Genomic DNA, 11,186 nt, shown 5'->3' on the forward strand with positions numbered 1-11,186 from the left:
TCCGAGGTTTCGTTCGGAACCATCAAGAGATCATGCGAACCATCCGGACCCGCCCGACCGGGGTCGAGCGCACGTTCGGCGCCGACGAGATCATCGTGACCAAGACCGACCCGCGCGGGTTGATCACCTACGCGAACGACGTCTTCCTGAGGATCTCGGCGCTGACCGAGGCGGAGGCGCTCGGGCAGCCGCACAACATCATCCGGCACCCGGACATGCCGAGGGCCGTCTTCAAGCTGCTCTGGGACACCCTCGGCCGGCGCGAGGAGATCTTCGCGTACGTGCTGAACCTGGCCCTCGACGGCGCGCACTACTGGGTGTTCGCGCACATCACGCCCTCGTTCGGGGCGGACGGCCGGCTGGTCGGCTACCACTCCAACCGGCGCCGGCCCGACCCCGACTCGGTGATCGCGGTCAAGCAGACCTACGACCGGATCCGGCACACCGAGCGCGGCCACCCGACCACCCGGGGCGCCGTCGACGCCGGTTGGAAGCAGCTGCAGGAAGAGTTGGGCGCCCGGACGTACGACGAATTCGTCTGGAGCATCACGAACGGTCCGGTCGCGTGAGCGACGAGGTCATGCTGGCCATCGCCGACGTGTGCCGCCGGGCCGCGGCCGGCGACCTCGAGGCCCGGCTGCCGTCGGTCGGCGAGACCGACGCCGCGATCGAGTGCCGCACCGCCCTCAACGACCTGCTCGACGTCATCGACGCGTTCGTCCGGGAGGCCGGTGCCGCCTCGGCCGCGGCCGCCGAGGGCCGCTTTCACCGGCGCTTCCTCACCCCCGGCATGCGCGGCCGGTTCCGCAGCGCGGCTTCGCAGATCTCCGACTCGATCGACGAGATGTTCCGCAGCGCCGAACGGCTCGCCGCGGCCACTGACGCCCGGCTGGCGCTCGCCGACGAGCTGGAGCACGCGGTACTGCGCGTCTCCGAGCAGGTGGCCACGGCCGCCACCGAGATGGGCGCCTCCGCGAACGGGCTCGCCGACTTCGCCCGGACCGCGGTCACCGAGGCCGAGCACGGCATGGAGACCGTGCACTCGCTGCGCACCGCCGCCGACCAGATCCTCACCGCCGTCGACCTGATCAACCAGGTGGCCAAGCAGACCCGCCTGCTCGCGCTGAACGCCACCATCGAGGCCGCCCGGGCCGGCGAGGCCGGGCTCGGCTTCAGCGTGGTGGCCGGCGAGGTCAAGACCCTGGCCGACGAGACCAGTGGCTCCAGCGGGGAGATCATGGGGCAGGTCACCAAGGTCCAGGACGCGGCCGCGGGCGCGGTGCACGTGCTGGAGACGGTCACCGAGAGCATCCGCGAGATGAGCGGCCTCACCAACGGCATCGCCACCGCGATCGAGGGCAGCCACGACATGGACGGCCTGTCCCAGCTGGCCGAGGTGCTGCGCTCCGAGGTGAGCCGCTTCGTGGAAACGGCCCGGCAGAGCTGACCGCAGCGCTAATTGGCGGCCAGCGCGTCGATCTCGCTGCGGCTCGGCAACGCGTTAGAGGCGCCCAATTTGCGTACGCATGCCGCGCCGGCCGCGTTGGCCCAGCGCACCGCGTCCATCAGGTCGCGGCCCTCGCCCCAGGCCACCGCGAGCGCGCCGGTGAACGCATCCCCGGCGGCCGTGGTGTCGGTGGCCTCCACCCGGAAGGCGGGCACGGTCTCGTCGCGGCCGTCCCGCTCGGCGTAGCGGGCACCCGCGCCACCCAGGGTGAGCACCACCCGCGGCACCAGGGCCAGCAGGCCGGCCATGTCCGGCCGGGCGGAGCCGGTGATCGTCTGGGCCTCGAGCTCGTTGACCACCAGCAGGTCGACCTCGGACAGCAGCTCCGGCGGCAGCTCGCGGGCCGGGGCGGCGTTCAGGACCGTGCGGGTGCCGCCGGCCCGGGCCGCCCGGCAGGCCGCGATGACCGTGTCGACCGGGATCTCCAGCTGGCAGAGCAGCACGTCGCTGCCCGCGATCACCTTCGCCTCGGTCTCGGTGAGGTCGGTGAACGAGCTGTTCGCGCCGGGCGAGACCAGGATCGAGTTTTCCCCGGCCCGGTCCACCATGATCACCGCGACGCCGGAGGCGCCGTAGCTGGTGCGCACGTGCCCGACATCCACGCCGGCCGCGTTGAGCCGGGCGTTGAGGGTCACCCCGAACGCGTCCGAGCCGATCGCGCCGAGGAACACGGCGTGCCCGCCGGCCCGGGCCGCGGCGGTCGCCTGGTTGGCGCCCTTGCCGCCGGGCATCATCACGAAGTCGTCGCCGAGCACCGTCTCGCCCGGCAGCGGCAGGCGCTCGGCCAGCCCGACCAGGTCCATGTTGGCGCTGCCCGCCACCACGATCCGCGGTGCCATCTCAGGCCCTCTCTTCCTCAGGCATGCCCTTCTGGCCCTCGCCGGCGAGGCCGTCCGCAACTGCGGCTGAGTGCCGCTCGGTGCAGGCGGTCATGCCGCACGGGCGGTGAAGCGGTCGCCGAAGCGGTCGACGGTCAACGGCACGCCGAAGGTCTTGGACAGGTTGTCGGCGGTCATCACCTCGCCGAGCGGACCGGCGGCGGTGATCGTGCCCTCGCGCAGCAGCATCGCGTGGGTGAAGCCGGGCGGGATTTCCTCGACATGGTGGGTGACCAGCACCATGGCCGGCGAATCCGGGTCGAGGGCCAGCTCGGTGAGCCGGGCGATCAGATCCTCCCGGCCGCCCAGGTCGAGGCCGGCCGACGGCTCGTCGAGCAGCATCAGCTCGGGGTCGGTCATCAGCGCGCGGGCGATCAGGGTGCGCTTGCGCTCACCCTCGGACAGCGTGCCGAACTCGCGGTCGACCAGCGAACCCATGCCGAGCTGGCCGAGCAGCTGGCGGGCGCGGCCCTCGTCCTGCGGGTCGTACGTCTCCCGCCAGCGGCCGACCACCGACCAGGCGGCGGTGACGACCACGTCGAGGACCCGCTCGTCGGGCGGCACCCGCTCGCCGAACTGGCCGGTGGACAGCCCGATCCGCATCCGCAGCTCGTTCACGTCGGTGCGGCCGAGCCGCTCGCCCAGCACGTATGCCACGCCGCGGGACGGGTGCACCCGGCCGGACGCCAGGTTGAGCAGCGTCGTCTTGCCGGCGCCGTTCGGGCCCAGGATCACCCAGCGCTCGTCCAGCTCCACCTGCCAGGACAATCCCCGGACCAGGAAGTTGCCATTACGGATGACACTGACCCGGTCGAACGCGATAACGGTGTCGTCGTGAGGCGGGATACGCACGGCAGGTTCGAGCACGTGTTCATCCTTCCACGCCCGCCCACCCCGCCGGGCTCACCCCGTCGTCGACCCGAAGACCTCGTCCCGTACGGCGTCCAGGGCGGTGTGCAGGGCACCGTGCAGAACCGGCTCCTCGGCCACCTCGGTGATCACCACCTTCGGCGTGACCAGGGTGATCGCCGCCACCTCGCGCTCGACCCGCTCGGCCAGCGCCGCGCCGCCCGCCTGGCTGACCTCGCCGGCCAGCACGACCAGCGGCGGGTCGAGGACCACGCAGGTGGCGGCCACGCCGAGGGCCAGCTTCTCGGCCAGCTCGTCGAGGACCTGTTCGCCGGCCTCGCCCGCCTCCACCGCGGCGCGGATCACGTCGGACGCCTCGTTGCCGCGGAAGCCGTACTTCTTGCCGATCGCCCGGACCGCGTCGGCACCGGCGATGCTCTGGAACGCGCCGCGCACGCCGCCCTTCTGCGCCCGCTTCGACTGGTGCCGGGGCACCTCGGCGCCGGCCACCGGCAGGTAGCCGATCTCGCCGGCCGCGCCGGTCGAGCCCTGGTGCAGCCGCCCGTCGATGACGCTGGCCAGGCCGACGCCGCGGCCGATCCAGATCAGCACGAAGTCCCGCATGCCCTTGGCGGCACCGGTGCTCTGCTCGGCCACCGCGGCCAGGTTGACGTCGTTGCCGAAGACGACCGGCGTGCTCAGGTCGCGGCGCAGGTCGTCGAGGAGCCCGCGGTGCCAGCGGGGCAGGTCCCAGGCGAACGAGATCTCGCCGCTCTCCGGGTCGACCAGGCCGGGGGTGCCGAGCACGACCCGGCGGACCGAGCTCATGTCGGTGCCGGCCTCGGTGGCGGCCTGCACGACCGCGTTGTGCACCACGCCGACCGGGTCGTCGGTGTCCTTGGTGGACTGCTCGACCCGGCTCACGATGGCGCCGGTGATGTCGGCGCAGGCGGCCACGACCCGCTCCGGGCCGACGTCGACACCGATCACGTGGGCACTACCGGGAGTGACGGCGTAGAGCTGAGCGTTCGGGCCGCGACCACCGGCCTGCTCGCCGACCCGGCGCACCAGGCCCCGCTGCTCGAGCCGCTCCACCAACTGCGAAGCGGTGACCTTGCTCAGTCCGGTCATCTCGCCGAGCTGCGCGCGGGTCAACGGGCCCCGGTCGAGCAGCAGTTCCAGCGCCGCGCGGTCGTTGAGTGCGCGCAGCAGCCGGGGCGTGCCCGGAAGGCGGGTAGCGGCCATGACTACGTCCCCTACTGATCAAGGATTATTTTCTGTTGGACTGCCGAGCCCCCGATGTCGTAGCCGCAGCGTAACGGTCAGCACCGTCGCCGTCCGCAGTGCACGTCATCGACTCGGAGCGATCATGGCAGCTCGCGGGGCCGATCAGCCAGCCTTGCGTCGTCGGAAGGACAGCATGGTCATCGATCAGGAGCTACGCCGGCTCGCTCTCGGCACCCTTCTGGCCGCGTTTCCGGGGCCGGCCGCGCCGCCGTGGGCCCGATCGCTGCTCGCCGACGGCCTGGCCGGGTTCACCCTGTTCGGCGGCAACGTCGACGCGCCGGAACAGCTCGCGGCGCTGACCGCGGACCTGCGCGCGGTGCGGGCCGACGTGGTGGTCGCGCTCGACGAGGAGGGCGGCGACGTCACCCGCCTCGCCCACCGGACCGGCAGCCCCTATCCGGGGAACGCGGCGCTCGGCGCGGTCGACGATCCCGATCTCACCCGGGCGGTGTACGCGGCGATCGGCGCGGATCTGGTCGCGGCCGGGGTCACCCTCGATCTGGCCCCGGTGGTCGACGTGAACACCGCCGACGACAACCCGATCATCGGAACCCGGTCGTTCGGGGCGTCGACGGCGCTGGTGGCGCGGCACGCGGCGGCGGCCGTGACCGGCCTCCAGGAGGCCGGGGTCTCGGCCTGCGCGAAGCACTTCCCGGGGCACGGCGCGACCGTCACCGACTCGCATCTCGAGCTGCCCACCGTGGACGTGCCGCTGTCGGTGCTGCGGGAACGGGACCTGCCGCCGTTCGCGGCCACGGTCGCCGCCGGGGCCCACGCGGTGATGACGGCGCACATCCGGGTGCCCGCGCTGACCGGGAACGATCCGGCCACCTTCAGCCGGGGAGCGCTCGCACTGCTGCGCGATCTCGGCTTCGAGGGAGTCATCGTCACCGACGCTCTGGACATGGCGGGGGCCGGCGAGATCACGCAAGCCGCGGTGCGCTCCCTGGCCGCGGGCGCTGACCTGCTCTGCCTCGGCGCCCGGGTGAACGGCGAGCTCGTCGAAACCATCGCGGCCGAGATCGTTCTTGCGGTCCGGGACGGGCGACTCGCGCTTTCGCGCTTGGCGAGAGCGTTTTCCCGTACGGCCGGAATGGCGTCCCGCGCCGTGGCGCCCGGCAGCCCGCGCGACCCCGACGAAGGCTTGGGAATCGGCGCCGCCAGGCGTGCCCTCCGGGTCGAGGGAAATCCGGCCGATCTCGCATCACCGCTGGTGATACAGCTGGTCACCACGCCTTCGATCGCCGCGGGACGAGTGCCGTGGGGCCTGGCACCGTTCCTGCCCGCGTCTCCCCCGCCCGCATCTCCCCCGCTCGCATCTCCCCCGCTCGCATCTCCCCCGCTCGCGTCTCCCCCGCCCGCATCTCCCCCGCCGACGGCCGAGCAGATCGAGGTGGTCGCGGCCTCAGCCGGCGCGGCGGAGCTGGTAGCTCGGGCCGGCGGACGGCCGATCGTGGTGGTCGGACGCCGTGTGCACCGGCTCGCGGTGGAGCGGGCGCTGATCGAGGCCCTCGCCGCGGCCGTTCCGGTCGGAGTGGTCGAGATGGGTTGGCCCTCGTCGTGGCGGCCGGCGGGCGTCCGGGCCTTCGTCACCACCTACGGCGCGAGCCGGGCGAGTGCACGGGTCGCCGCCGAGGTTCTCGGCCTCATCTGACTCGCTCGTCACATCTCTTGAACGCGTTCAACTATGGGCCGTACTCTGAGCCCGTAAGTTGAACACGTTCGAGAAAGGCGGTCCGATGGACCCGAAGGTCTGGATGTACCTCGTCTACCTGCTGGTCAGCGTGGGGCTGACCGTCTGGGTGGCGACCACGCTGTCCCGCAACGGGCTGGTCTTCCTCGCCGACGTCTTCGCCGACGAGAAGCTCGCCAAGGCCGTCAACCAGCTCCTGGTGATGGGTTTCTACCTGCTCAACCTCGGCTACGTGACGTTCGCGATGCGGTCCGGCGCGCAGGTCACCGACGCCAGCGAGGCCCTGGAAACGCTCTCCACCAAGATCGGCCTGGTCCTGCTGGTGCTCGGCATCCTGCACTTCTGCAACGTCTTCTTCCTCGGCCGCTACCGCCGCGGCCGGCTGCGCCAGCTGCACCCGCAGCCCCAGCCGCCGCTGCCGCCGACCGGCCGGCTGCCGATCCACCCGGTCCGGGCATGACCACCGGCCCACTCTCCGACCCGGCCGGTCACGGGGCCGGCCGGGTCGGTTCCTTCACCGTCCTCTTCGACGAGGGCTGCCCGATCTGCCGCACCGCCCGCCGCTGGCTGGCCGGCCGTCCCCAGTTGGTGCCGCTGACCTTCGTCCCCGCCGGTTCACCCGAGGCGCGAGAGCGCTTTCCGACCCTCGACCACGAGGCCACGCTGCGCGATCTCACCGTGGTCGCCGACGACGGCGCTTATTACATGGGCGACGCCGGTTGGCTCGCTTGCCTGTGGGCCCTGGACGGCTACCGAGCCACCGCCGAACGCTTCTCTTCCCCGCGACTCCTGCCGGCCGCCCGCCGTTTCATCGCAGCCGCCTCCGCAGTCCGCGACCAGACCCGCTCCCCAGGACCGAACCGAGCAATCCCCGCGACCTACGCCCCTGGGCCGCACCAAGCAGTCCCGTCGGCCTACTCCCCAGGCCCGTGGGGATCGGCCCCTGCGACCTACTCCCCAGAGCCGGACCAAACAGGCCCGGCGACCCACGCCCCAGGACCGCGGGGAGCAGCCCCCGCGGCCCAGTCCCCAGAGCCGGACCAAACGGATCCGGCGGTCTACTTCCCGGGGCCGGACCGAGACGCCCCGGCGACCTGTGAACAGACCCGCTCCCCAAGGCCGGACCGGGCCGGCCCGGCGGACTACGGTGACCAATGTGACGACCGCTGCCGCTGAACCCGGCTCCCCCGGTCCCGTGCGGCGGGCCCGGGGCGAGCAGACCCGGCAGCTGATCCTCGAGACGGCACTGCGGTTGTTCCGCGAGCGGGGATATGCGGAGACGACCATGCGGGTGATCGCCAAGGAGGCCGGGGTAGCGGTCGGCAACGCCTACTACTACTTCGACTCCAAGGAACACCTGATCCAGGGGTTCTACGACCGCAACCAGAACGAACACCGACTGGCGACAACGGCTCTCCTCGCCGACGAAAAGGACTTCGCGGCCCGGTTGCGCGGCGTGATGCACGCCGGCATCGACGTGAACGAGCCGTACCACTCGTTCGCCGCCACCTTCTTCAAGACGGCCGCCGAGCCGTCCTCCCCGCTGAGCCCTTTTTCGAGAGAGTCGTCCCCGGCCCGGGACGCGTCGATCGCCATCTTCCGGGACGTGCTCGAGGGCTCGACCGCCAAGCTCGACCCCGAGCTGCGCAAGGAGCTGCCGGAGCTGCTGTGGCTGGGTTGGATGGGCGTGATCCTGTTCTGGGTCTACGACAAATCTCCTGGCCAACGCCGAACCCGCCGCCTGATCGACGGCGCCGTGCCCCTGATCGACCGCTTGGTGAGCCTGTCCCGCCTGCGCGTCCTACGCCCCGCCCTACGCCAGATCCTGACCCTGATCGACTCCGTCCGCAGAGACGATTGATCACCGCGGGTAGCACTAGCCCGCCATCACCCTGCGTAATCACAAGTCAGTTTAAAGGCCCTGGTGTCCGGTAATTTCCGGATCTGTCGCCCAGATCGGCTTAGCCGAACGGCCAATTCGGGTACGGAACGCTTCCAAACGCACCAAGCCGGCACGTAGCGTGATGTTCGCAGGTGGATCTGGGGACGTCGCGAGGACTCGAGCTAACGGGACCAGCCCGAGCACTGGCGACAGAAACGGTGAGCCGGGCGCGGCCAGACTTCGGGAGCAGTCAGCCGCAGCCCGGCTCACGCCGTTCCAGGAGATCCACGCGTCAGCCGGACCGACGCCGCCGCATCATGAACACCACCACGACCACCCCGATCAGCAGCACAACACCGGCCACGATCAGCGCCGGCACCAGCACACCAACGGGTTCGGGCAGATCATCGGAGTCGGATGCGGCGGGCGGAGCCGCCTGCGCCGCGTCATCCGACGGAGCGGCCGACGCTCCGGCCGCAGGCAGCGGCGCTACATCCGCCGTCAGCGCCTTGACGACGTCCAACAACCCATTTCCGTAGGTGTCGTCACGTCCGGCCGGCCCGGCGTCATCAGCGGTAGCGGTGAGCCGATGAACGACCTCGGCCGCACTCATGTCCGGATATTTGGCCCGCAGCAGCGCCGCCGCCCCGCTGACCATGGCGGTGGCATCGCTGGTACCGCCGCTCACCTCGTAGCCGCGATCGAAGATCGACGTGCTCATGATTTGATCGCCGGGAGCCACGAGATCGACGTGCGGTCCGGTGATGGAGATCGACGCGATCTTCCGGTCCTTGCCGTACGCCCCGACCGCCAGCACCTCGGGGTATCTGCCCGGGTATTGACCGGCCGTGTTGCCGATGGAGTTGTCATTGCCGGCGGCCGCTACCAACACGATGTCGGCGGCCTGAGCCTTGCGGATCGCGTCATGCACGGTGTCGTCGTCGGCCCCGCCGAACGACATGTTGATCACGCCGGCATGCTGCTTGATCGCGAAGTCGACGGCTTTGGTCATGAACGAGGACGACTGAAACCCGGTACCGCCGGTGGCGATAGGCAGGATCTTCGCCGCCGGAGCGATGCCGAGCACTCCGGCGCCGGCACCGTGTCCACGCCCAGCGATGATGCCGGCCATTCCAGTGCCGTGGCCGTCGGTATCCTCGGTGCCCTCACGACCGGCCAGGTTGCTTTCGGTGGTGTCCAGGCCCGGAAGCAGTGCGCCGGCGAGGTCGGGATGCTTGGGATCCACACCGGAGTCGATCAGCGCAACGATGACGCCGGCCCCTTTGGTGATCTTGTGGGCTTCGGCGATCTTCAGATCCGTCAGATACCACTGCTGATCGCGGGTCGAGTCGGCCAAGGCCGGCGCCGCGGTCACCCCCACCATGGTGAGAGCGGCCGCGGCGCCGAACAGAGCACGTCCGATCATCGACCGAAGCCAAGAACACCGGGGCCGGGATCGTGTCGCACCGGGGTGTCGTCCGGCGCGATCACCGGCGCCACGCCCTCGGCGGTTTCCCACTGCTCGTCCGCTTCCCCGCTGATCAACGACTCCCCGTTCTCCCCACGACGCTCACGGCGCCCCTGGCCGCCCATCGGCGCCTGTCCGGCGCCGGCGCCGCGACCGCCGGCACCCACGCCACCGCGACCGGCACCAGCACCGCCACGACCGCCGCCCAGCCCGCCTTCGCCGAGCACTGCGCCCGACGGCAGGCCGCGGCGCATCGACACCGCCTTGCGGCCGCCCGCGCCACCTCGGCCACCCGGCATCCCGGGCATACCGAGGCCGCCGGCACCCAGGCCACCGCCCGCGCCCAGACCGCCGCCCGGAATCAGGCCCAATCCGCTGGGCAGCCCACCGGGCAAGCCACCGCTACCCGGTCCCGCGACGGTCGGCAACCCCAGCGTGGAAGTCGGACCGGTAAGCGGCGACGAGGCAGGCAGCGGGGTGGTGACGCCGCTGAGACCAGGGCCGATGCCCAGCGACGGGTCAGTTCCTGTCCCGGAACCCACGCCTGACCCGGAACCCACCCCTGAGCCGGAACCGGAACCACCGGGATCCGAGCCGGTTATGGGATCGGGAAGGACTGGGTCATGCGGCACCGGGACCGGCGTCGGCGTTGCGCGGACGACAGAGCCAGAACCGTCCAGAGAAGTGTTGCCACCGCCCTGTGGCGTAATGCCGGGGCCGCCGCGGTACTCGGCCTTCAACTCGTAGAGCGCGGGCGCGGTGATCTGCGAGCTGTGATCGGCGATCGCGGCTTCCATCTCCCGCATCGTTTGTTGCGCCTTGGCGTCGTACTCGTCCTCGGCGTGGTCGATGAATCGCGGCATCAGGTCGGTGCTGACCCCTTCGCGGTCCACCGACCACTGCCGGACGTCAGCCTGCGCCTTACTGATCGCCCCCATGACACCGCGCAACCCGGCGTGCGTGTTCTCCGCGCTGGTCAGCGTGTCCTTCATGGAGTCGAGCAGCTTGTCGATCTGGCCGAGGAAAATCTTGGCTGATTCGTTCTGGCCCGGCGGCCACGCGTCGGCCAGCTTCTGACCGGCCGCCTTCAACCGGTCATGCTGACCCTGCACCGATGTGGCCAGCGAATCCCAGGCAAGCACCTTGTCGGCGCCGGTGCAGACGTTGTCCGGCTCGAGCATCGCCCAGATCGCCGGCAGGTTGTAGTTTTCCCAATTCGCCCCGGGCATCAGACCGCGCCCCTCGGGACGTCGATCGACAGCGCCCGGTTGGCCGCGTCGGCCGCCTGGGACATCAGGTATTGAACCTGCTTCTGTGCCTGCTCGGAGTTGACGTCGACGGCCGCGAACTGGGTCGCGATCTGCTCGGCCACCTCGGCGAACACGGCGGCTGCGGTCTGGTAGGCGCGCAGGTTGGCCTCGCTGTGCGCCAACGCCTCCGCGTAACGGACCTTGGCCTGGGTGACGATGTCGCTCGGCGTCATCCGGGCACCGAAGCCCACGCCCTGCCGGTGCAGGTCGGCACCGCGTCCGGCGATCTCAGCGAAACCGTCGGTTGCTTCCTTCTGCATACCCGTACCGAAATCACCGACCCCGTCGGTGTCTATCTGCACTCCGCCGGCC

At 71.0% G+C, this 11,186-nt stretch carries 12 protein-coding genes; 6 read left to right on the forward strand and 6 right to left on the reverse strand.

The genetic code is table 11. From position 1 onward, the window contains the following. The first annotated feature begins 32 nt into the window (after positions 1-32). A complete protein-coding gene (locus tag Adu01nite_RS02085) occupies positions 33-569 on the forward strand; it encodes a PAS domain-containing protein (RefSeq protein WP_203724489.1) in 537 nt (178 codons plus the stop codon). Next, positions 566-1,447 carry a methyl-accepting chemotaxis protein gene (locus tag Adu01nite_RS02090; RefSeq protein WP_239132068.1) on the forward strand — a complete coding sequence of 294 codons (882 nt, stop codon included), beginning with the start codon at positions 566-568 and terminating at the stop codon, positions 1,445-1,447. Before Adu01nite_RS02085 ends, Adu01nite_RS02090 begins: the two co-directional genes overlap by 4 nt. Positions 1,448-1,455: 8 nt before the next feature. Here the strand turns inward: Adu01nite_RS02090 and Adu01nite_RS02095 are convergent, their stop codons facing one another. The 3 genes from Adu01nite_RS02095 to Adu01nite_RS02105 all read right to left on the reverse strand — a co-directional run bounded on the left by Adu01nite_RS02095 (position 1,456) and on the right by Adu01nite_RS02105 (position 4,479). Further along, a complete protein-coding gene (locus Adu01nite_RS02095) occupies positions 1,456-2,346 on the reverse strand; it encodes a ribokinase (protein WP_203724490.1) in 891 nt (296 codons plus the stop codon). Between the two features lie 90 nt (positions 2,347-2,436). Then, the gene (locus Adu01nite_RS02100) at positions 2,437-3,252 is read right to left on the reverse strand and encodes an ABC transporter ATP-binding protein (RefSeq protein WP_239132069.1); all 816 of its coding nucleotides are present in this window, start codon (positions 3,250-3,252) and stop codon (positions 2,437-2,439) included. A gap of 36 nt (positions 3,253-3,288) precedes the next feature. Continuing rightward, on the reverse strand, positions 3,289-4,479 hold the full coding sequence (locus Adu01nite_RS02105) for an ROK family transcriptional regulator (protein WP_203724491.1): 1,191 nt from the start codon (positions 4,477-4,479) through the stop codon (positions 3,289-3,291). A 175-nt stretch (positions 4,480-4,654) separates the two neighbouring features. Between Adu01nite_RS02105 and Adu01nite_RS02110 the strand changes: the two genes are divergently transcribed. The 4 genes from Adu01nite_RS02110 (at position 4,655) to Adu01nite_RS02125 (ending at position 8,075) form a co-directional block, all read left to right on the forward strand. Continuing rightward, complete coding sequence (locus Adu01nite_RS02110) at positions 4,655-6,175, forward strand: glycoside hydrolase family 3 N-terminal domain-containing protein (protein ID WP_203724492.1); 1,521 nt, start codon at positions 4,655-4,657, stop codon at positions 6,173-6,175. A gap of 85 nt (positions 6,176-6,260) precedes the next feature. Further along, complete coding sequence (locus Adu01nite_RS02115; RefSeq protein ID WP_203724493.1) at positions 6,261-6,674, forward strand: hypothetical protein; 414 nt, start codon at positions 6,261-6,263, stop codon at positions 6,672-6,674. Next, on the forward strand, positions 6,671-7,390 hold the full coding sequence (locus Adu01nite_RS47510; protein WP_239132070.1) for a thiol-disulfide oxidoreductase DCC family protein: 720 nt from the start codon (positions 6,671-6,673) through the stop codon (positions 7,388-7,390). The genes Adu01nite_RS02115 and Adu01nite_RS47510 overlap by 4 nt, the downstream gene beginning before the upstream one ends. Next, positions 7,371-8,075, forward strand: a complete 705-nt coding sequence (locus tag Adu01nite_RS02125; protein WP_203724494.1) for a TetR/AcrR family transcriptional regulator — start codon at positions 7,371-7,373, stop codon at positions 8,073-8,075. The genes Adu01nite_RS47510 and Adu01nite_RS02125 overlap by 20 nt, the downstream gene beginning before the upstream one ends. 313 nt (positions 8,076-8,388) lie before the next feature. Here Adu01nite_RS02125 and mycP read toward each other — a convergent pair whose 3' ends face one another. The 3 genes from mycP to Adu01nite_RS02140 are packed head-to-tail and all read right to left on the reverse strand — an operon-like array spanning position 8,389 to position 11,134. Beyond that, positions 8,389-9,471: a type VII secretion-associated serine protease mycosin gene (mycP, locus tag Adu01nite_RS02130; RefSeq protein WP_203724495.1), complete on the reverse strand. Its 1,083-nt coding sequence runs from the start codon at positions 9,469-9,471 to the stop codon at positions 8,389-8,391. Positions 9,472-9,518: 47 nt separating this feature from the next. After that, on the reverse strand, positions 9,519-10,793 hold the full coding sequence (locus Adu01nite_RS02135; RefSeq protein WP_203724496.1) for a hypothetical protein: 1,275 nt from the start codon (positions 10,791-10,793) through the stop codon (positions 9,519-9,521). Continuing rightward, entirely contained in the window at positions 10,793-11,134 is a 342-nt protein-coding gene (locus Adu01nite_RS02140; RefSeq protein ID WP_203724497.1) for a hypothetical protein, read from the reverse strand. The genes Adu01nite_RS02135 and Adu01nite_RS02140 overlap by 1 nt, the downstream gene beginning before the upstream one ends. Between the last annotated feature and the right edge of the window lie 52 nt (positions 11,135-11,186).

This window comes from Paractinoplanes durhamensis (assembly GCF_016862175.1).
GTDB lineage: Bacteria > Actinomycetota > Actinomycetes > Mycobacteriales > Micromonosporaceae > Actinoplanes > Actinoplanes durhamensis.

Coding starts and splice junctions, on each gene's coding strand:
- Adu01nite_RS02135 (WP_203724496.1), bottom strand. CDS start 10,793: ATGCCCGGGGCGAATTGGGAAAACTACAACCTGCCGGCGATCTGGGCG.
- Adu01nite_RS02110 (WP_203724492.1), top strand. CDS start 4,655: ATGGTCATCGATCAGGAGCTACGCCGGCTCGCTCTCGGCACCCTTCTG.
- Adu01nite_RS02095 (WP_203724490.1), bottom strand. CDS start 2,346: ATGGCACCGCGGATCGTGGTGGCGGGCAGCGCCAACATGGACCTGGTC.
- Adu01nite_RS02105 (WP_203724491.1), bottom strand. CDS start 4,479: ATGGCCGCTACCCGCCTTCCGGGCACGCCCCGGCTGCTGCGCGCACTC.
- Adu01nite_RS02115 (WP_203724493.1), top strand. CDS start 6,261: ATGGACCCGAAGGTCTGGATGTACCTCGTCTACCTGCTGGTCAGCGTG.
- Adu01nite_RS02085 (WP_203724489.1), top strand. CDS start 33: ATGCGAACCATCCGGACCCGCCCGACCGGGGTCGAGCGCACGTTCGGC.
- Adu01nite_RS02140 (WP_203724497.1), bottom strand. CDS start 11,134: ATGCAGAAGGAAGCAACCGACGGTTTCGCTGAGATCGCCGGACGCGGT.
- Adu01nite_RS47510 (WP_239132070.1), top strand. CDS start 6,671: ATGACCACCGGCCCACTCTCCGACCCGGCCGGTCACGGGGCCGGCCGG.